Below are 19552 nucleotides of genomic sequence, written 5' to 3' on the forward strand. Positions count from 1 at the left end.
TAAAAATATGCTGCAAATGTAATAAAATACCCTTTATTCATTAGGAAGTAGTACGGGTTTTATTTCTTTTTTCTGTCGTAGAGTACTTCAGTGATTTTACCTCCTACCCAAGAAAAAGGAAAGAAGGTGAGGAAGATACATATCTTGTAAAAAGTAGGGTGATGGGGGAAGATAATAATATCCAGCATCGCAAAGAATAACAGGATGAAGCCTATCAGAAGTGCATAGGCTACTTTGGCATATTTTACGATGATGGCAGTAGCTACGCCCCCCACTATGGCAGAGATACCCGATAAAAAAAGCAGGTAGGCAAAGAAGCCGGTATCTCCTTTCCTTGTTTCTAAGAAGTTTTCCCAGTTCTGAAAGGGGGAGAAATGCTCGTAAGTAACCCATTCAGAGTTGAGCCTAATCCCCAAGCTGATAACGATACCCGAAACTAAAAGTCCAACAAATACTCCTAATGTATTCCTAAGAAAGTTCATTTCCAAAAATTTATTCAATAGCTCAATTGAGCACTATTGATGTGCAATCATAGAGATTTCCACCTCTACATTTTTAGGGAGGTAAGACACTTGAACCGTTTCCCTTGCAGGATAGAACCCCTCTTCCAAATATGAAGCATAAACCCCATTCATTACGGAAAAGTCCTCCATATTTTTAAGGTATATCGTAGTTTTTACTACATTTTTAAAAGTCATTCCTGCTTCTTTTAAGATGGCTTCAAGATTTCTCATTACTTGATGTGTTGCCTTCTCTATCCCTTCTATAATTCTCCCTGTTTCTGGGTCTGCGGGCATTTGTCCAGAGATATATAATATCCCGTTTGCCATATTTGCTTGTGCATAAGGTCCAATTGCCGCTGGGGCTTTTTCTGTAGAAATAATAGTCTTCATATACTTAAAATATGATGTATAAAATCTCACAAATATAATATTAACTCACAAACTGGCAAAACCGATAGCATTGGTTAAACAAGTATATCACTAAAAAATAATACATTTTTTTAAAAAAAAATTTGGAGGTTTCGAAAAAAGATATATCTTTGCACCCACAATTGAGACAGAGATATGGCAAATCATAAATCAGCATTAAAAAGAATCAGACAAAACGCAGTAAAAAGAATGCGTAACAGATACTATCATAAGACTGCAAGAACAGCTATGAAAGTATTAAGAAATGAAGAGGATAAAGCAGTGGCTCAAGAACAATTACCTAAGGTGATTTCTTTATTAGACAAGTTGGCTAAGAAGAATATTATTCATAAGAATAAAGCAGCTAACTTAAAAAGCAAGCTTACAAAGCATGTAAATAAATTAGCTTAATTATAAAGCTGGCCCGTTCGTCTATCGGTTAGGACTCAAGATTTTCATTCTTGCAAGAGGGGTTCGATTCCCCTACGGGCTACAAAAGGAGAAACTTATTTAAGTTTCTCCTTTTTGTTTTGGGTGGTTGCTCGCTATTGGTCAAATCCAGTACTTTGAGTAATATTACCATTATCCTCTATGATAAGATATTGATAGCTGGGAAATTTTTTAAGGAGGCGGAGCCCTTTTTCTTTGCCCAGAACCATTACGGAGGTGCTGAGCCCATTGGCAGTTTCTGCATTTTCTCCTGTGATGGTTACACTGGTGAGCCCTGTGGAGGGATAACCTGTTTTAGGATTGATGATATGGGAATAGCGTTTGCCACCAAATTCTACAAATTTTTGGTAATCCCCAGAGGTTACGATAGCTGTGTTTCGGAGTTTTAGAACTTTGAGGACTTCACCAGACTGGAAAGGGTCAGCAATACCTACTGTCCAAGCACTACCATTGGGTTGAGTTCCCCAGAGGGCAATATCCCCAGAGGCATTAATGATGCCAGCCTGTACGCCAAGTTGCTGCATTAGGGCTTTGGTCTTATCGGCGGAGTAGCTCTTTCCTGTAGCTCCAAAACCTATTTTCATCCCTTTATTTTTTAGGAAAATGGTAGATTTTTTTCGGTTGATAATAATATTTTTATAGCCCACATTTCTTATTGAGGCTTTCACCTGTTGAGGAGTGGGTGGAGTATCCATAGAATCATCAAACCGCCAGATTTTATCCATTGCAGCGATACTAATATCAAATGCTCCATCTGTAATTTTGGAGAACCAAAGTGCCCTTTCAGTAAGTTTGATAACTTCTGGGCTCACTTTTACTGGGCGAATTCCTGCATTTTTATTCACCTCTGAAATCTCTGTGGAGGCTCGCCATTCCGAGATGAGGTTTTCTATTCGAGAGATTTCGGCAATGGCAATATTTATTTTCTCCTCTGCAGCGGTAGAGTCTTTATCTACGATGGTAATATCAAACCTGCTGCCCATTAGTATTACGGTTCTGTGCCTTGCGGTTTGGGCATAGGTGATTTGCAGGGCGAGTAAAAAGATAGCGAGGGTCTTCATTATTTAATAGCAATCACTTAGAATTCTGGAATTGTGTTTATATCTTTCAAGGCTTGGGAGCTGATGCCTTTCGCAGACTTCAGTGAGGTAGGCTTCTACATCGGCGAGCATAGAAAGCGCTCCACAAATCATAATAACACCATCGGATTTCAGGATTTGAACCAAAAATTCTTCATCTTCACGGATGAGGTCGGTTACCCGCTGAGGCTTTTCACCTCGAGAATATCCAACGGTGAAGCTATGCAAGTTTCCTTTTTGGATGAGGCTTTTTGCCGTTTCTTCTATCTGTTGAGTATTTGCATTTCTAAATCTAAAGCCGCAGTAGAGATGTTTCTTTACACCTGGATGTTGCTCACTCATCATTCCGAGGAAAGGTGCAGTACCTGTACCATTAGCAATCATCACTACATCGCTTGTGTCTTCTGGGAAGTGGAAGGCAAGGTTCTCTACCACTTTTGCTTTTATGGTTTGCCCCAGTGGTAATCTATACAAATACTGAGAGCCGAGCCCATTTTCGTGTAGCTTTACGAAGAGCTGAATGCTATTGCCCTTTTTTCCGATGGAGTAGAGCCTTTCTCTGCTGTCGTTTGCAGGATATACAGTGAGAATATCTCCAGATTGGAATGCTCTCTTGCGGAATTGAGGCTTAAGGGAGATGGAGAAGGTTTGATTATCTTCATCAAGAGGGGTTTTCTCCACTACTTTGAATTTTTTAAGTCCAGAAATCTTAGCATTATAGAATGAAGGAGAGGTCATCAGTGGGGTAGAGGTCTTTTCATTCCAGAGCTTCACCCATTCTACGAGTTCATCGGCAGATTTATCATTCACCAAATGTAGGGGGATACTTCTTTCTGCCCATTCTTGTGAGGAGAGGAGAGCATCTATCTTTTTAGCAAATCCACAGAAGTTGGAGTATGTTCTCGAACCGAAGCCCACAACAGAAAACAGGGTATTGGGGTTTTGCTTAATGTCGTTAGCGAGTAAAGTCTCAAATTTTTCAGCATTGGCAGGGGCATCTCCATCACCATAAGTGGAGGTGAAGATAAGGATGTGCTCCGCTTTTGGGAAATACTGATAGTTATTAAGATATGAGAGAAAGACTTTTTTGCCACTTGTGAGGAGCTGCTGTTGCACTTTATTGGCAAAGCCTAATGTAGTTCCGTTTTCTGAACCTACGAGGATAATGCAGTCTGCATCTTGGGCTTTGAACTTATTCTTCACCTTGGACGCGGTTCTTTTTAGGGTGATAGCAAAGCCTGTGTAGATAAATACAAGAATGTTAAGCGTAGCAATTGCCAACACGATTGCCCACCAGAGATTGGTTCGCCCCGTATGTAAGTTCAGGCTGAGATTGGCTAAAAGTACAGCGGAGGGATAGAGGGTTTCCTTAGTGATTTCACCAGAAAAAGCATTTACTTCTAATTCTTTGGACTTTAATTTTAATATAAAGACCTCGTCTGGGTCGTCATCTGAGAAGGGAAATTCTATTTTTTGTACCTCGCTGAGCTTGGTCTGCCTGAAAACTTCAAAATCGGCGATGTTTTTTTGTGTATCGGTGTGTTTTGCTTCATAGGTTTGGGTGATTTCTTTTTGTTCGGGGATGATTTTAAACCTTTTCAGAAATAAATAAGTCCCCGTAAGCGATACTACGAAGATGGGAACTAAGAACCACCTCCCCGCTGAGGTGTGTAGGAATTGCGAGAGCGAGTCTTTGTGTATTTTAGCAAAGAAACCGAAGAATCCTTTTTGTCTTTTGATAATCATTATGGTGCCTGTAAGGCTAATCATCAGGAGGAGAGCTGCCATTATCCCTACTATAAATCGTCCTTTTTCGTGGAGAAGAAGCGAGCGGTGAATCCCTTTTACTTCCTGTATAAATGGGCTTTTTTTAAGGGGCTTGCCAAGTATTTTCCCATTGTTTGGGTTGATGATGGCTTTTACTGCATTGCCGTCTTCATCAAAACCATCGATGCTTACGAAATGGTTAGGATCTATGCTCATCTCTGTAATCTCAGGGTAGTTTTTTTTGAGTACAGGCAGCGTTTTGGCAAGGCTAAGCTCTTCAAAATTCTCTACTTTATAAGGGTATTGGGTTTTATTGATAATGATATTCCCCGCTAAAATAACGCCTGTAATTGAGATCACGAGTAAGAATACCGACGAAATAATCGCAAGGATAAGGTGTGCTTTTCTCCAGATGGATGATGTCATTTTATTTTTTTAATAGATAATAATGCGTGTATAAATAGAAAAATCAGGGAGAAGACTTTTTTGGATGATTTCATCGCTGGTGCAATCTCCCCGATTGGTAGGTGGGTGCCTTTTGTATGGTGGTTAGAGTTTGTTCAGTTTTACGGTACGCACATAGCCTTTGCCGCTTACTTTTTTAGAAAAATCAGCTTGAGTAAGGGGGATTACAGCGTCTTCCGTATGGTATTTTGCGTGTTCTACGGCAGATTCTATCCTGAGTTTATAGCCTTTATCAAAGACAGAATCATCTATATTGAGAACGGTAGTGCTCCTATCGCCTGCACCTACGGAAGCCCCCGTAATCGCACTGAGCTGCTCGGGTTTTTGGTTCTGAGCTTTAAACCACTCTTTGAGCCCTTTGTACCATTTCTTATTATCTCCCATTACGGCGAGGGTTTTTTCGTATTCTCCATTAGGATTGATGAGAGAGACTACGAGGTAAGCATTTTCTCCATCGTAATTGGTCATTTGGAGCATTAGTTTGTACTTGCTGCTCTGTGCCTGTGCTTGAATGCTAAACAAGAGCGCAAAAAATCCGAATAAAAAACTTTGTTTTAAAAATCTCATAAAAATTTAATTTATAATTATTGATTCAATTTATTTTAAAAAGCTGAGGTCTATATTCTGATGAGTGAGGGCTTCATTATCCTTAGCGATGTCATAAGCCGTTTCGTCTAGGTCTGTTTTAATTTTTTTATCAGCCCCAAGCGAGATGAGGTATTTCAGAATCTGATCATCCTTTGCCACTAATGCTGCCTTGTGCAGTGCGGTGAGCCCATCATTATTCTTCGCATTAATATCTGCTTTTATAGGCGAAAGGCTTCGGATGAAGTCCAAGTTATTCTTAGCCGCTGCGATATGATAAACCGTGCTCCCATCTCTGAAGGGCTGGGCAAAATTAAGACCTTTTTCTTGTAGGAGGAGGAGCTTCGGAAGGAAATCTTTATCGGCTTGCCTACCTTTTTTTGGTACTCGGAACGAATCCACGAGCACAAAAGCAAGGCTATTCCCCTTCGCATCAGTAGTGCGGAGGCTTGCACCCTTTTGGAGGAGGAAATTTACGATTTCTGTGCTCCCCGTTTTTACGGCATTCAGTAGGGCGGTCTCTCCATTCGCATTTTTAGCATTGATGTCTCGGCAATAAGGGAAAAGCTGTTTCACGATGCTAAGACTTTTACCACCGCAGACCAGCATAAAGGCGGTGTTTCCGTTTTTATCTTTTCGTGAGGCATCTGCTCCGCTTGATAAAAGGTAGTTGATCACTTCCTCCTGCTTAGGCTTCCTCGCTACGATGTGGAGCAAGGTCTCTCCTTGTGCATTCGTGATTTTGGGGTCTAATTTCAGCTCACCGATAAGGTAGAGGTAGGGCTGCACACCATTCGTTACCTTATGTGCCCCTTCGGCTACGGCGAGCAGGGCAGAGGAGTCGTATTTTACCCCTCGTTTTACGAGCGTTCTCAGGTTTTCTACATTATCACCGACCAATGCCGCGTAGTAGAATGCACCTCGCCCCTTTTTGTCCTCTACTTGGAGGCTAAGCCCTTTGGAGATGAGCTCATCGGTTATTTTGAGCCCCTTATCCTGTCCAATGCAGAGCAGAAGCAGATCGGCATCCTCAAGCTGCGGGTATTTTTGGCGGATATCAAACCTATTTTTAATATAAAGTTCTAATATTTCTGGGGTAATATTCCCACCTCTACAAGCATAAACTAAGGGATTTGCCCCTTTATCATCTAAGGCATTCAGGTTGGCTCCTTTTTTTATCAGGTGCTTTACTACCTCGTAGAGTTTAGCATTGGTTGCCCAGTGCAGGTAAGTTCTCTCATGGAAGAATTTCTTTTCTATATCCACCCCTTTTTGGTCAGTGAGGTATTTGATGACCTCTGGGCTTGCTTTCGCCATTATAGCCGCAAAAATAGGGTCGCTCGCGCCTTCGGTATTTTTAAAGTCAAAGCCTTTGCGCACCTCTTTCTTTACTTCTTTTAGGCTTGGTGCGCCTTCCCAGAATTTAGCCTCCGAAAGAGGAGATTTTTGCTGGGCAGAAATCAGCATCCCAGCGCAAAAGAATGATGAAATGATGAACTTTTTCATAAAGCGGTATTTTATATTTTGCTTGCAAATATAGAGAACAAAAACCTGATAAGTGCCATTTATTTATAGATGGTCTTAATTAAAATTTCTGAATAATGAATTGAATAGATTGGAATGTCCTCTTTGCAAAACAATCCTTTGGATAAGGAGAAGAGAGAATAGTTAAAATGCTACAGCTTCGAGCTATTGAATGTGTCTAATTATCCATAGAATGCATATCATTAATAAGTGGGGTAGATCAACTAAGTAGTGGGATTGGTATAAAAATACTACCTTTGGTCACAAATTTTGATGAGATGCAGGGTATTCTTTATTTCGTACCTACACCTGTTGGGAATTTAGAAGATATGACTTTCAGAGCGATAAAAACGCTGAAAGAAGCAGATTATATCCTCTGCGAAGATACCCGCACTTCGGGAGTTCTCTTGAAGCATTTTGAGATTTCAAAACCGCTGAAATCTTATCATTTGCATAATGAGCATCAATCCACCCAAAAAATTATAGACGATTTAATGAATGGGCAGCGCATCGCGATGATTACCGATGCGGGTACTCCTGGGATTTCAGACCCAGGCTACCTCCTTGCAAAAGCCTGTGCAGATAACGATATCGAGATGATATGCCTGCCCGGAGCTACGGCTTTTGTTCCCGCTTTGGTGGTATCGGGCTTGCCCAACCACGATTTTTATTTCGCGGGCTTCCTCCCTCAGAAAAAAGGGAGGCAAACCAAACTGAAACAGCTCGCAGAGGAGAAAAAAACCATCGTTCTCTACGAAAGTCCCCATAAAATCAACACAACTTTGGAGCAAATACAGGAATTTTTCGGCGAAAATACGAGGATAAGCCTTAGCCGAGAGATTTCTAAGAAGTTTGAAGAGACAAAAAGAGGTACAATCGCCGAACTGATCGCATTTTCCAAGTCTAAAACCCTCAAAGGAGAAATCGTTCTGGTGATTAATAACAGTATTTGATTTGAAATTTATAAACTATAACATAAAATGAAACAATTAGAAGGAAAAGTTGCCATTATTACAGGAGCAACGAGAGGCATCGGGAAGGGCATCGCCGAAGTTTTTGCGAAAGAAGGAGCTAAAATAGCTTTTACCTACGCTGGCTCGGTAGATAAAGCTCAATCCCTCGAAAAAGAGCTTTCTGCGCTTACCAAGATTAAAGGTTATCAGTCTGACGCCTCCGATTTTGATGCCGCACAAAAGCTGGTAGATGAGGTTCTCACAGAATTTGGCCAGATCGATATCGTGGTGAATAATGCAGGGATTACTCGGGATAATCTCCTTCTCAGAATGGGGAAAGAAGATTGGGATACGATTATAAAAGTAAACCTTGACTCTGTATTTAATCTCACAAAAGCGGTTATAAAACCAATGATGAAGGCTAAATCTGGTGCTATTATCAATATGACTTCCGTAGTGGGCGTGAAAGGAAATGCGGGGCAAGCAAATTATGCGGCATCAAAGGCGGGAGTTATTGGCTTTACAAAATCTGTGGCATTAGAGCTCGGCTCGAGGAATATCCGCTGTAATGCTATCGCACCAGGTTTCATAGAAACAGAAATGACTGCCGTTCTTGATGAAAAAGTAGTGCAGGGCTGGAGAGATGCCATCCCTCTAAAACGAGGAGGCCAGCCAGAAGATATTGCGAATGCTTGTGTATTCCTCGCAAGCGATAAATCTTCTTATATTACAGGGCAAGTGCTTAATGTAGATGGAGGTATGCTTACCTAAATAAGAAAAAAAATAATGAGACTTTAAGGCAATTGGTTTTACCAGTTGCTTTTTATTTTATGCTTGTAATGCGTTGATTTTTAGATTTTGAAAATCTATATTATATGATGATTAAAATTTTTAGCCGGATATTCGTCTTTAAAAAGCTGTTGATTTTCAAAATATTTTACTGCTAAAATTTGGAGATAAGAAAATATTTTATACATTTGCGCACTCATTTTAGGGGTGTAGTGTGCTTGTTTGAGAACTAAAACCTTAAAATGCTGGAGAATAAAAAGATAATTTTTATATATATTTTTATAAACAATGTCAGGTATTATTGGAAAAAAAATCGGGATGACTTCCCTTTTTGACGAGAACGGAAAAAATATTCCGTGTACCGTTATTCAGGCGGGTCCTTGCTCGGTTTTACAAGTCAGAACCTTAGAAAAAGACGGCTATAAAGCTGTTCAGTTAGGTTTCGATGACAAGAGTGAGAAGAATGTCGGTAAGGCATTGGCTGGTCATTTTAAAAAGGCTGGTTCTACACCTAAGGCAAAGTTGGCAGAATTCTATCACGAATTCGTAGATACTTTGAATGTAGGTGATGAAGTGAAAGTGAATCTTTTTGCTGAAGGAGAGTATGTAGATGTTACAGGTACTTCTAAAGGTAAAGGATTTCAGGGGGTAGTGAAAAGACACGGCTTTGGTGGTGTTATGCAAGCAACTCACGGTCAGCATAACAGGCTAAGAGCTCCTGGTTCTATCGGTGCGGGTTCAGACCCATCAAGAGTATTCAAGGGGATGAGAATGGCTGGAAGAATGGGAGGTAAGCAAGTGACTGTTCAAAACCTTCAAGTGTTAAAAGTAGATGAAGAACAAAATCTTTTAGTTGTAAAAGGTGCTGTTCCGGGAGCTAAAAATTCTTATGTAATTATCAGAAAATGGAACTAGTAGTATTAAATACACAAGGAAAGGAAACCGGAAGAAAAGTAACTCTTGATGAATCAATTTTCGGAATTGAGCCTAATCAGCACGCGGTTTACCTAGAAGTGAAACAATACCTTGCAGCACAAAGACAAGGTACTCATAAGTCTAAAGAAAGAAGTGAAATAACCGCTTCTACTAAAAAACTTAAAAAACAAAAAGGATCTGGTTCTGCAAGATATGGTGATATTAAATCGCCAGTATTTAAAGGTGGAGGTAGAGTATTCGGACCTAAACCAAGAGATTACAGATTTAAATTAAATAAAGCTGTTAAGAGATTAGCTAAGAAATCTGTTCTTTCTCAGAAATTGAGAGATAACAGCATTAAAGTTTTGGAAGATGTGCAGTTTGCTGCTCCTAAAACAAAGGATTTCATCAATGTATTAAATGCATTAGAGCTTAATGGTAAGAAATCTTTGTTTATCCTTCCAGAGGCTAATAAGAATGTATATTTATCTTCAAGAAACTTGCCTAAGACTAAGGTGTTAAATTATAATGAGATTTCTTCTTATGATTTAATCAATGCAGGTGAGATTGTTTTCTTAGAAGGTGCAGTAGATAAATTTCAAGAAAACTTAAAGAAATAAATCGTATGTCAGTAATTATCAAACCAGTTATTTCAGAAAAAGCTAACTATCTTACAGATCTTAGAGGGGCTTATTCTTTCTTGGTAGATACTAAGGCGAATAAGATCGAAATTAAGAGAGCGATAGAAGAGGCTTATGGAGTGAAAGTAGCAGATGTAAGGACGATGATTTATGCACCGAAAGTTTCTGCTAAGTATACAAAAAAAGGACTTCAAATCGGTAAGACAAATAAGCTGAAAAAGGCTGTTGTTACTCTTGCAGAGGGAGAAGTTATCGATATTTTTTCAGTATAAAATAAGTTTTAAGCAGTAAGTGAAATCGCTTATTGCTTAATCTATTAAGTGTAAATAAATAATTTAATAATTAATAAATAGTAATGTCTGTTAGAAAATTAAAACCTATCACCCCGGGACAGAGATTCAGAATTGTAAACAATTTTGAGGAAATTACTACTAACAAACCAGAGAAATCTTTGGTTGTAGGTATTAAAAAGTCAGGTGGGCGTAACAACACGGGTAAAATGACGATGCGTTACACCGGAGGTGGACACAAAAGGAAATACAGAATTATTGACTTCAAGAGAAACAAATTCAATGTTGAAGCTGAGGTTAAATCTGTAGAGTACGATCCAAACAGAACTGCTTTTATTGCTCTTCTTGAGTATGCAGATGGAGAAAAGAGATACATCATCGCTCCAAATGGTATTAAAGTAGGTCAGAAAGTAGTTTCAGGAGAAAATGTAGAGCCTAATGTAGGTAATGCAATGAAGTTGAAAAACATTCCATTAGGGACTGTTATTTCTTGTGTAGAAATGAGACCTGGTCAAGGAGCAATCCTCGCAAGAAGTGCAGGCTCTTCTGCTCAATTAACTTCAAGAGATGGTAAATATGCTATCATAAAGCTGCCTTCTGGAGAATCAAGAATGATTTTAGTAGAATGTGTAGCTATGATTGGTTCTGTATCTAATGGTGACCACCAGCTTACAGTATCTGGTAAAGCAGGTAGAAGCAGATGGTTAGGCAGAAGACCAAGAACAAGAGCAGTAGTAATGAACCCTGTGGATCACCCAATGGGTGGTGGTGAAGGTAGAGCTTCCGGAGGTCACCCAAGATCTAGAAACGGTAAACCAGCTAAAGGTTATAAAACCAGAAAGAAAAATAAAGTGTCTAACCGTTATATCGTATCTAAAAGAAAATAATTATGGCAAGATCACTTAAAAAAGGTCCTTTCATTCATTATAAATTAGAGAAAAAGGTTCAGGCAAATATAGAGTCTGGTAAAAAAACGGTAATTAAAACTTGGTCTAGAGCATCTATGATTTCTCCAGACTTTGTAGGACAAACCATCGCTGTACACAATGGGAAAACTTTCGTTCCTGTTTATATTACAGAAAATATGGTGGGTCATAAGTTAGGTGAATTTTCTCCGACAAGGTCTTTTAGAGGACACGCGGGTAATAAAAATAAAGGAAGCAGATAATGGGATCAAGAAAACAAGATAGTGCAATCGCAAGAAAAGAAGCAAACAAAGATGTTGTAAAGGCTTCATTGAACAATTGTCCATCTTCTCCGAGAAAAATGAGACTTGTTGCTGATATTATTAGAGGAGAAAAAGTAGATAAAGCACTTTATATCCTGAAATATTCTAAGAAAGAGGCTTCTAATAAATTAGAAAAACTCCTTCTTTCTGCTATTGCCAACTGGCAAGTGAAAAATGAGGGAGCTGATATTGAAGAAGCAAACCTTATTGTAAAAGAAATATATGTGGATAGTGCAAGACAATTGAAGAGACTAAGACCAGCTCCACAAGGAAGAGGTTATAGAATCAGAAAAAGATCAAACCACGTAACAATAATCTTAGGTAATAAAGAAAATTAATTCAAGGTATGGGACAGAAGACAAATCCAATTGGTAATAGATTAGGTATCATCAGAGGATGGGATTCTAACTGGTTTGGAGGTAATGACTATGGAGATAAAATAGCAGAAGACTACAAAATCAGAAGATACCTTGAAGCGAGATTATCTAAAGGTGGTATTTCAAGAATCTTTATAGAAAGAACTCTTAAATTAGTTACAGTAACTATTACTACAGCAAGACCAGGGCTTATCATCGGTAAGGGCGGTCAAGAGGTTGATAAATTAAAAGAAGAATTGAAGAAACTTACTGAAAAAGAAGTTCAAATCAATATCTTCGAAATTAAGAGACCTGAACTTGATGCTGTATTAGTAGCTGATAGTATTGCTAAGCAAATTGAAAACAGAATTTCTTATAGAAGAGCTGTTAAAATGGCGATAGCAAGCACAATGAGAGTAGGAGCAGAAGGAATAAAAGTTATGATTTCTGGTCGTTTAAATGGTGCTGAAATGGCAAGAAGCGAATCTTTCAAAGAAGGAAGAATCCCATTGTCTACTTTCAGAGCAGATATAGACTATCACTGGGCAGAAGCTCACACTACTTATGGTAGATTAGGTGTAAAAGTTTGGATTATGAAAGGAGAAGTTTATGGTAAAAGAGAATTATCTCCACTCGTAGGACAACAAAAGAAATCTGCATCAAGAGGTGGTGATAGAGATAACAGAAGACCAAGAAGAAATAATAAATAATTAAAAATTTTAGATTAGACATTTTTAATTTTAAATTACCGTTACTTTTTTAAAATAGAAAATCTAAAATCTAAAATAGGAAATCTAAAATTTAGAAATTATGTTACAACCAAAAAGAACCAAGTTCCGACGAGTTCATAAAATGAAGATGAAAGGTAATGCTAATAGAGGTGCTCAATTAGCTTACGGAACATTCGGAATTAAAGCCATTGAAGGAGCTTGGATTACTGCAAGACAAATCGAGGCAGCTCGTATCGCGGCTACCAGATATATGAAAAGGGAAGGACAGCTATGGATTAAAATATTCCCAGATAAACCGATTACTAAAAAACCAGCCGAAGTAAGGATGGGTAAAGGTAAAGGTGCTGTGGAATACTGGGTAGCTGTAGTAAAACCAGGAAGAATAATGTTTGAAGTAGGTGGAGTGCCTTACGAAGTAGCAAAAGAAGCTCTTAGACTTGCTGCTCAAAAACTTCCAGTGGTAACCAAGTTTGTAGTAGCTAATGATTTTGTTAAACCTCAATAATCTTTGAATAATGAAAAGTACTGAAATTAAAAATTTAAGTGTAGAGGATCTTCAAAATAAATTGGCAGAAGTTCAAGCTCAGTATCAGAAACTGACTTTGGCTCATAGAATTAGCCCAATTGAAAATCCTATTCAAATCAGAGATTTGAGAAGAACAATTGCAAGAATAAAAACGGAGTTAACTAACAAACAATAATTTCATTTTACAATGGAAAGAAATTTAAGAAAAGAAAGAATTGGAGTTGTTTCCAGCAATAAAATGGAAAAGACCATTGTTGTTAGTGAGACAACGAGAGTGAAACATCCGCTGTACGGTAAATTCGTTTTGAAAACGAAAAAATATACTGCACATGATGAGAATAATGAGTGCAACGAAGGAGATACTGTTCTTATCCAAGAAACAAGACCTTTGAGCAAAAATAAAAGATGGAGATTAGTAAGAATCATTGAAAAAGCTAAGTAATGTTACAAACAGAATCAAGATTAAAAGTTGCTGATAATACAGGTGCAAAAGAGGTACTTGTAATCAGAGTTCTCGGAGGTACGAGAAGAAGATATGCTTCAGTTGGTGATAAAATCGTAGTGACTATCAAAGATGCAACACCATCAGGAAATGCTAAAAAAGGTCAGGTTTCTAAAGCTGTTGTAGTGAGAACTAAAAAAGCAGTTAGAAGAAAAGATGGTTCTTACATCTCTTTTGATGACAATGCTTGTGTTCTTTTAAATGCAGCTGGAGAAATGAGAGGAACTCGTGTTTTCGGACCAGTTGCTCGTGAGTTAAGAGATAAAGAGTATATGAAAATCATTTCATTAGCTCCTGAAGTACTTTAATTTTTAAAATCTAAAAGAAATGGCAAAAGTTAAAATTAAAAGAGGAGATAATGTAATCGTTACTACTGGTAAAAATAAAGGTAGTAAAGGTGAAGTTATTGAAGTGATAAGAAAAGAAGGTCAAGATCCAAGAGTGATCATAGCAGGTGTAAATATCGTGAAAAAACACGTAAAACCATCCGCTCAAAATCCTCAAGGTGGTATTATAGAGAGAGAGGCTTCTCTACATATTTCTAATGTAGCTTTGGTCGACAAAGACGGTAAAATCGTTAAAGTTGGCTTTAAGAGAGTAGAAGTAGAGAGAAATGGTAAGAAGAAAACGAGAAGCGTTAGAATCTCTAAGGCTACAGGTGAAACCTTATAAAGTAGAAAACAATGACGTATATAGCAAGACCAAAGAAAGCGTATAAAGAGAAAATTGTTCCAGCAATGATGGAAGAATTTGGCTACAAGTCTATTATGCAGGTTCCTAAATTAGAGAAAATCGTTGTTTCTCAAGGTTTGGGTGCTGCTACAGCAGATAAGAAAATTGTAGATTATGCTGTAGAAGAGCTTACTGCAATTACAGGTCAGAAAGCCGTTGGAACCGTTTCTAAGAAAGACGAGGCTTCTTTTAAATTGAGAAAAGGAATGCCAATCGGAGCAAGAGTTACCCTAAGAGCTGACAGAATGTATGAGTTCTTGGATAGATTAACTTCTTCTGCTCTTCCAAGAATTAGAGATTTTAACGGTATCAAAGCAGATGGATTCGATGGAAGAGGAAATTATAACCTCGGTATTACTGAGCAAATCATTTTCCCTGAAATCGTAATCGATAAAGTGAAAAAAATTCAAGGGATGGACATCACTTTTGTAACATCAGCAAAGACTGATAAAGAAGCAAAAGCATTATTAACTCACTTCGGTTTACCATTTAAAAAGAACTAAGAAATGGCAAAAGAATCAATGAAAGCGCGTGAGCGCAAAAGAGAAGCATTAGTTGCTAAATATGCTGCAAAAAGACAGGCTCTTAAAGAAGCTGGCGATTATGAAGCATTACAAAAACTTCCTAAAAATGCGTCTCCAGTGAGACTACACAATAGATGTAAACTTACAGGTAGACCAAGAGGTTATATGAGAACTTTTGGTATTTCCAGAGTAACTTTTAGAGAAATGGCGAACCAAGGTCTTATACCGGGAGTTAAAAAAGCAAGTTGGTAATAATTAAAATTTAATAACGATAATTAAGTTTAAAGGCAAATGGATGATGATATCATCTCTGCTTAGATTGATAAAATTGTCTTTTTGCCTTTGAAAACTGATTATTTTTGACCAATAATTAATAAATAAAGAATGTTAACAGATCCAATTTCAGATTTCCTGACTAGAGTAAGGAACGCACAAAGCGCAGGCCACAAAGTGGTGGAAATTCCTGCATCAAAAATTAAAAAGGAGATTACGAAAATCCTGTTTGATCAAGGCTATATCTTAAACTACAAGTTTGAAGATAATAGTGTTCAAGGGACAATCAAAATCGCTTTGAAGTATGATAAAAAAACTGGAAAACCTGTGATTAAGAAGATTCAAAGAGCTTCTAGACCAGGTCTAAGACAATACGCTGGAGCTACTGAGCTGCCAAGAGTATTAAACGGTTTGGGTATCGCTATCATCTCTACATCTAAAGGTGTAATGACTGATAAAAAAGCGAGAGAAGAGAAAGTAGGAGGTGAAGTAATCTGCTATGTATATTAACCATTAATTAAAGGAAAATGTCAAGAATTGGTAAAGCAATTATAACAATTCCTGCTGGTGTTACTATTACAGAAAATCAAAGTGTAGTAACAGTAAAAGGTCCAAAAGGAGAATTATCTCAGGAGCTTACAGGAGGGATTACGATTGAGCAAAAAGATGGAGTACTTACAGTAAACAGACCATCTGATTCTAAACAGCATAAAGCACTTCACGGTCTTTATAGAGCTTTGATAAACAATATGATTGTTGGAACTCATCAAGGCTTCGAGAAAAAATTAGAACTTGTGGGTGTAGGGTATAGAGCATCTCATTCAGGTCAGAAACTTGAATTAGCTCTTGGTTTCTCTCACGGTATCGTGGTAGAACTACCAAAAGAGATTGCTGTAAATACAGAAACTGAGAAAGGTAAAAATCCAATCATTACTTTAACATCGCATGATAAACAGCTTCTAGGAATGGTGGCTGCGAAGATCCGTTCATTTAGAAAACCAGAGCCATATAAAGGTAAAGGTGTGAGATTCGTAGGTGAAGTTATTAGAAGAAAAGCTGGTAAATCTGCATAATAAATTTTAAGACAATGGCACTAAATAAATTAGAAAAAAGAAATAGAATTAAAAGAAGAGTGAGAGGGAAAATCTCTGGCTCTGCAGAATTGCCAAGATTATCTGTATACAAAAGTAATAAAGAGATTTATGCTCAGTTAATCGATGATCAAAGCGGTAAGACTTTGGTATCTGCATCTTCAAGAGAGAAGGGAGTAGATGCTAAAGGTACTAAGACTGAAGTTTCTGCTACTGTAGGTAAAGCTATTGCTCAGAAAGCAAAAGCTGCGGGCATTGAGAAAGTGGTATTCGATAGAAATGGTTTCGTATATCACGGAAGAATCAAAGCTCTAGCTGATGGTGCAAGAGAAGGTGGTCTTCAATTCTAATCAAAAAATTTCGGAAAATTATGTTAGGACTAGATAATATAGAAAAAGTAAAACCGGGAGGATTAGAGTTAAAAGATCGTCTCGTAGCTGTAAATAGAGTAACGAAAGTAACCAAAGGTGGTAGAGCATTCGGATTTTCTGCTATCGTAGTAGTAGGAGATGAAAATGGGGTAATTGGTTTTGGTTTAGGTAAATCTAAAGAAGTTGCATCTGCAATTGCAAAAGCAGTAGAAGATGCTAAGAAAAACTTGGTTAGAGTGCCAGTAATGAACCATACTATACCTCACCAGACTTCTGCAAGATACGGTGGTGCGGATATATTCCTTAGACCAGCTTCCCACGGTACTGGGCTTATTGCTGGTGGTGCTGTAAGGGCTGTATTAGAATCCGCAGGTATCCACGATATTCTTTCAAAATCTAAAGGTTCATCTAACCCGCATAATGTGGTTAAAGCTACATTCAAAGCGTTATTAGATATTAGAAGACCTGAAGAGATTGCAAGATTGAGAGGTATTTCTTTAAGCAAAGTATTTAACGGTTAAAAAATTCACAACAATGGCAACTATTAAAGTAAAACAAGTTAAGAGCGCTATTGGGAGAACAAAAACCCAAAAAAGAACGCTTGAAGCATTAGGATTTAGAAAACTTCACCAGGTTGTAGAGCACGAAGCTACACCCGCTATACTCGGGATGATAGCAACTGTAGCACACTTAGTAGAAGTTCAAAAATAAATTACAGGTAGAGATTAGTATAATCCATTATTCTAATCTCTCCTTAATCATATTAATTAAATAAATAATGAATTTAAATAATATACAGCCAGCAAAAGGCTCTACTCATAACTCTAAAAGAGTAGGTAGAGGACAAGGAAGTGGAAAAGGTGGTACTTCTACAAAAGGGCACAAAGGTCAGAAATCAAGATCTGGTTATTCTGAAAAAATCGGATTTGAGGGTGGTCAAATGCCTTTGCAGAGAAGATTGCCTAAATTCGGCTTCAAAAATGTAAATAGAAAAGAATATAGAGGTGTAAACTTAGATACTATCCAGACCCTGATCGATACTAAAAATATCTCTGGAGATATTACAAAAGAAGTTTTAGTAGAAAATGGATTAGCATCTAAAAATGAACTTGTGAAAATTTTAGGTAGAGGAGAGCTTAAATCTTCAGTATCTATTACTGCTGACAAGTTTACTAAATCTGCTGAGGAATTAATTTCCAAAGCTGGAGGTAAAGCAATTACTCTATAAAAATAAAAACTGAATATGAAAGTAGGATTTATACAGACCTTAAAAAACATTTGGAGCCTGAAAGAACTGAGAGATAAAATACTCTTTACTTTGGGTATTATATTGGTGTATAGATTTGCTTCATATATTTCACTGCCTGCTATTAATATGGCAGAGGTGGGTAGTTTATTGGAACAATACAGAAACCAAGGAGGTGGCGGACAAGGAGCTGGCCTTCTTGGTTTGCTTTCATCTTTTACTGGTGGGGCTTTTAGCCGTGCATCCATTATGGCATTGGGAATTATGCCTTATATTTCGGCATCGATTATAGTGCAACTAATGGGAATGGCGATCCCTTATCTTCAAAAACTACAGAAAGATGGAGAGAGCGGTAGAAATACTTTGAACCAGATTACAAGATGGCTTACAATTGCCGTGTGCTTAGTACAGGCACCATCTTATCTTACTTCAATTACACAGTATTTCTTACCATATAACCAGTTTGCACAAGCATATTATGTTGATCCAAATACATTTATGTTTTGGTTCCCAAGCATAGTAATCTTGGTAGCAGGTTCGCTCTTCGCTATGTGGTTAGGTGAGAAGATAACAGATAAAGGCATTGGAAATGGTATTTCTATCCTCATTATGGTTGGTATTTTAGCAGATTTCCCTGCAGCATTCTTGCAGGAATTCTCTACTCAAACAGGTAAAGGAGGATTAGGAAATGTAATGATTCTTGTTGAAGTTCTATTCTGGATGTTGGTAGTTTTACTTGCAATTGTACTTTCAGTTGTGGTTAGAAAAATCCCTATCCAGTATGTGAGCAGAGCACACGCAAGAGGTGGAGCTACTCGTAACTTAACACAAGGAGCAAGACAGTGGATACCATTAAAAGTAAATGCAGCAGGGGTAATGCCAATTATCTTTGCACAGGCATTGATGTTTGTTCCAGGGCTATTGACGAATATTGATGAAACGAATCAGTTTTTCGCAGGATTCAAAAATGTATTCAGTTGGCAGTATAATGTGCTGTTTGCCATACTTATTATTATCTTTACATTCTTCTACACAGCAATTACGATTCCAGTAAATCAAATGGCTGATGACCTTAAGAAAAATGGAGGATTAATACCAAAAGTAAGACCTGGTAAAGACACAGCAGATTATCTTGATGATATTTTATCAAAAATTACTTTGCCGGGATCAATATTTTTGGCTATATTTGCCGTCCTTCCCGCATTAGTGTATGGATCTCTTGTACAGACAGACAGATTTGCGCTGTTTTTTGGAGGAACATCACTACTGATTATGGTAGGGGTAATTATGGATACCGTTCAGCAGATTAATACTTATTTGTTGAATCATCATTATGATGGCTTAACGCAATCAAAATTATCAAGAACAACCGGGCTATAATTATGGCAAAACAGAAACATATTGAACAGGATGGCGTAATAGTAGAAGCTCTTTCTAATGCTATGTTCCGCGTAGAATTAGAAAATGGGCATATACTTATAGCTCATATCTCTGGTAAGATGAGAATGCACTATATTAAATTGCTACCTGGAGATAAAGTAAGACTTGAAATGTCCCCTTATGACTTGACTAAGGGTAGAATTACATTTAGATATTAACGCTT

At 37.8% G+C, this 19552-nt stretch carries 31 protein-coding genes and 1 tRNA gene; 26 read left to right on the forward strand and 6 right to left on the reverse strand.

What is annotated here, in order from left to right:
* Positions 1–59 precede the first annotated feature (59 nt).
* Complete coding sequence (locus D8991_RS00425) at positions 60–482, reverse strand: hypothetical protein (protein WP_120488240.1); 423 nt, start codon at positions 480–482, stop codon at positions 60–62.
* A 33-nt stretch (positions 483–515) separates the two neighbouring features.
* Positions 516–893 carry a Rid family detoxifying hydrolase gene (locus D8991_RS00430; RefSeq protein ID WP_120488241.1) on the reverse strand — a complete coding sequence of 126 codons (378 nt, stop codon included), beginning with the start codon at positions 891–893 and terminating at the stop codon, positions 516–518.
* Between the two features lie 174 nt (positions 894–1067).
* On the opposite strand from D8991_RS00430, the gene rpsT reads away from it, so the two are divergent.
* Both rpsT and D8991_RS00440 read left to right on the forward strand, forming a co-directional pair.
* Entirely contained in the window at positions 1068–1322 is a 255-nt protein-coding gene (rpsT, locus tag D8991_RS00435) for a 30S ribosomal protein S20 (RefSeq protein ID WP_120488242.1), read from the forward strand.
* A 10-nt stretch (positions 1323–1332) separates the two neighbouring features.
* Positions 1333–1404: transfer RNA gene (locus tag D8991_RS00440), tRNA-Glu, on the forward strand.
* 52 nt (positions 1405–1456) lie between these two features.
* Here the strand turns inward: D8991_RS00440 and D8991_RS00445 are convergent.
* The 4 genes from D8991_RS00445 to D8991_RS00460 form a co-directional block, all read right to left on the reverse strand.
* Entirely contained in the window at positions 1457–2422 is a 966-nt protein-coding gene (locus tag D8991_RS00445) for an FAD:protein FMN transferase (protein WP_162926715.1), read from the reverse strand.
* Positions 2423–2425: 3 nt separating this feature from the next.
* Entirely contained in the window at positions 2426–4633 is a 2208-nt protein-coding gene (locus D8991_RS00450; RefSeq protein WP_120488243.1) for a PepSY domain-containing protein, read from the reverse strand.
* 123 nt (positions 4634–4756) lie between these two features.
* Complete coding sequence (locus D8991_RS00455; protein ID WP_120488244.1) at positions 4757–5239, reverse strand: DUF2271 domain-containing protein; 483 nt, start codon at positions 5237–5239, stop codon at positions 4757–4759.
* A 30-nt stretch (positions 5240–5269) separates the two neighbouring features.
* Complete coding sequence (locus D8991_RS00460; RefSeq protein ID WP_120488245.1) at positions 5270–6763, reverse strand: ankyrin repeat domain-containing protein; 1494 nt, start codon at positions 6761–6763, stop codon at positions 5270–5272.
* A gap of 296 nt (positions 6764–7059) precedes the next feature.
* Between D8991_RS00460 and rsmI the strand changes: the two genes are divergently transcribed.
* The 24 genes from rsmI (at position 7060) to infA (ending at position 19547) form a co-directional block, all read left to right on the forward strand.
* Positions 7060–7734, forward strand: coding sequence for a 16S rRNA (cytidine(1402)-2'-O)-methyltransferase (rsmI, locus tag D8991_RS00465; RefSeq protein WP_120488246.1), 675 nt, complete (start codon positions 7060–7062; stop codon positions 7732–7734).
* Positions 7735–7761: 27 nt separating this feature from the next.
* Entirely contained in the window at positions 7762–8505 is a 744-nt protein-coding gene (fabG, locus tag D8991_RS00470; protein WP_120488247.1) for a 3-oxoacyl-[acyl-carrier-protein] reductase, read from the forward strand.
* Positions 8506–8811: 306 nt separating this feature from the next.
* On the forward strand, positions 8812–9438 hold the full coding sequence (rplC, locus tag D8991_RS00475) for a 50S ribosomal protein L3 (RefSeq protein ID WP_120488248.1): 627 nt from the start codon (positions 8812–8814) through the stop codon (positions 9436–9438).
* Positions 9429–10058, forward strand: coding sequence for a 50S ribosomal protein L4 (gene rplD / locus D8991_RS00480; protein WP_120488249.1), 630 nt, complete (start codon positions 9429–9431; stop codon positions 10056–10058). The genes rplC and rplD overlap by 10 nt, the downstream gene beginning before the upstream one ends.
* A gap of 5 nt (positions 10059–10063) precedes the next feature.
* The gene (gene rplW, locus D8991_RS00485; RefSeq protein WP_120488250.1) at positions 10064–10351 is read left to right on the forward strand and encodes a 50S ribosomal protein L23; all 288 of its coding nucleotides are present in this window, start codon (positions 10064–10066) and stop codon (positions 10349–10351) included.
* An 83-nt stretch (positions 10352–10434) separates the two neighbouring features.
* Positions 10435–11256 (forward strand): 50S ribosomal protein L2, encoded by an 822-nt coding sequence (gene rplB, locus D8991_RS00490; protein WP_120488251.1) that lies wholly within the window; start codon positions 10435–10437, stop codon positions 11254–11256.
* A 2-nt stretch (positions 11257–11258) separates the two neighbouring features.
* Complete coding sequence (rpsS, locus tag D8991_RS00495) at positions 11259–11537, forward strand: 30S ribosomal protein S19 (RefSeq protein WP_120488252.1); 279 nt, start codon at positions 11259–11261, stop codon at positions 11535–11537.
* Positions 11537–11935, forward strand: coding sequence for a 50S ribosomal protein L22 (gene rplV, locus D8991_RS00500; protein WP_120488253.1), 399 nt, complete (start codon positions 11537–11539; stop codon positions 11933–11935). The genes rpsS and rplV overlap by 1 nt, the downstream gene beginning before the upstream one ends.
* A gap of 8 nt (positions 11936–11943) precedes the next feature.
* A complete protein-coding gene (gene rpsC, locus D8991_RS00505) occupies positions 11944–12663 on the forward strand; it encodes a 30S ribosomal protein S3 (RefSeq protein ID WP_120488254.1) in 720 nt (239 codons plus the stop codon).
* A gap of 100 nt (positions 12664–12763) precedes the next feature.
* On the forward strand, positions 12764–13189 hold the full coding sequence (gene rplP, locus D8991_RS00510; protein ID WP_120488255.1) for a 50S ribosomal protein L16: 426 nt from the start codon (positions 12764–12766) through the stop codon (positions 13187–13189).
* Between the two features lie 10 nt (positions 13190–13199).
* Complete coding sequence (rpmC, locus tag D8991_RS00515) at positions 13200–13385, forward strand: 50S ribosomal protein L29 (RefSeq protein WP_120488256.1); 186 nt, start codon at positions 13200–13202, stop codon at positions 13383–13385.
* 12 nt (positions 13386–13397) lie between these two features.
* Positions 13398–13652 carry a 30S ribosomal protein S17 gene (rpsQ, locus tag D8991_RS00520; RefSeq protein ID WP_120488257.1) on the forward strand — a complete coding sequence of 85 codons (255 nt, stop codon included), beginning with the start codon at positions 13398–13400 and terminating at the stop codon, positions 13650–13652.
* Positions 13652–14020 carry a 50S ribosomal protein L14 gene (gene rplN / locus D8991_RS00525; RefSeq protein WP_120488258.1) on the forward strand — a complete coding sequence of 123 codons (369 nt, stop codon included), beginning with the start codon at positions 13652–13654 and terminating at the stop codon, positions 14018–14020. Before rpsQ ends, rplN begins: the two co-directional genes overlap by 1 nt.
* A gap of 19 nt (positions 14021–14039) precedes the next feature.
* Positions 14040–14384, forward strand: coding sequence for a 50S ribosomal protein L24 (rplX, locus tag D8991_RS00530; RefSeq protein ID WP_120488259.1), 345 nt, complete (start codon positions 14040–14042; stop codon positions 14382–14384).
* An 11-nt stretch (positions 14385–14395) separates the two neighbouring features.
* Positions 14396–14947 (forward strand): 50S ribosomal protein L5, encoded by a 552-nt coding sequence (gene rplE / locus D8991_RS00535; RefSeq protein ID WP_120488260.1) that lies wholly within the window; start codon positions 14396–14398, stop codon positions 14945–14947.
* Between the two features lie 3 nt (positions 14948–14950).
* Positions 14951–15220, forward strand: coding sequence for a 30S ribosomal protein S14 (gene rpsN, locus D8991_RS00540; protein ID WP_009087322.1), 270 nt, complete (start codon positions 14951–14953; stop codon positions 15218–15220).
* A gap of 132 nt (positions 15221–15352) precedes the next feature.
* On the forward strand, positions 15353–15751 hold the full coding sequence (gene rpsH, locus D8991_RS00545; protein ID WP_120488261.1) for a 30S ribosomal protein S8: 399 nt from the start codon (positions 15353–15355) through the stop codon (positions 15749–15751).
* 17 nt (positions 15752–15768) lie between these two features.
* On the forward strand, positions 15769–16314 hold the full coding sequence (gene rplF, locus D8991_RS00550; RefSeq protein ID WP_120488262.1) for a 50S ribosomal protein L6: 546 nt from the start codon (positions 15769–15771) through the stop codon (positions 16312–16314).
* 14 nt (positions 16315–16328) lie between these two features.
* Positions 16329–16682: a 50S ribosomal protein L18 gene (gene rplR, locus D8991_RS00555; RefSeq protein ID WP_120488263.1), complete on the forward strand. Its 354-nt coding sequence runs from the start codon at positions 16329–16331 to the stop codon at positions 16680–16682.
* A gap of 20 nt (positions 16683–16702) precedes the next feature.
* On the forward strand, positions 16703–17224 hold the full coding sequence (rpsE, locus tag D8991_RS00560; protein ID WP_120488264.1) for a 30S ribosomal protein S5: 522 nt from the start codon (positions 16703–16705) through the stop codon (positions 17222–17224).
* A 13-nt stretch (positions 17225–17237) separates the two neighbouring features.
* A complete protein-coding gene (rpmD, locus tag D8991_RS00565) occupies positions 17238–17414 on the forward strand; it encodes a 50S ribosomal protein L30 (RefSeq protein WP_120488265.1) in 177 nt (58 codons plus the stop codon).
* Positions 17415–17481: 67 nt separating this feature from the next.
* Positions 17482–17931: a 50S ribosomal protein L15 gene (gene rplO / locus D8991_RS00570; protein WP_120488266.1), complete on the forward strand. Its 450-nt coding sequence runs from the start codon at positions 17482–17484 to the stop codon at positions 17929–17931.
* 15 nt (positions 17932–17946) lie between these two features.
* The gene (gene secY / locus D8991_RS00575) at positions 17947–19329 is read left to right on the forward strand and encodes a preprotein translocase subunit SecY (RefSeq protein ID WP_120488267.1); all 1383 of its coding nucleotides are present in this window, start codon (positions 17947–17949) and stop codon (positions 19327–19329) included.
* A gap of 2 nt (positions 19330–19331) precedes the next feature.
* Complete coding sequence (infA, locus tag D8991_RS00580) at positions 19332–19547, forward strand: translation initiation factor IF-1 (protein ID WP_120488268.1); 216 nt, start codon at positions 19332–19334, stop codon at positions 19545–19547.
* Positions 19548–19552 lie beyond the last annotated feature (5 nt).

The organism is Bergeyella cardium (assembly GCF_003614945.1).
Lineage (GTDB): Bacteria > Bacteroidota > Bacteroidia > Flavobacteriales > Weeksellaceae > Bergeyella_A > Bergeyella_A cardium.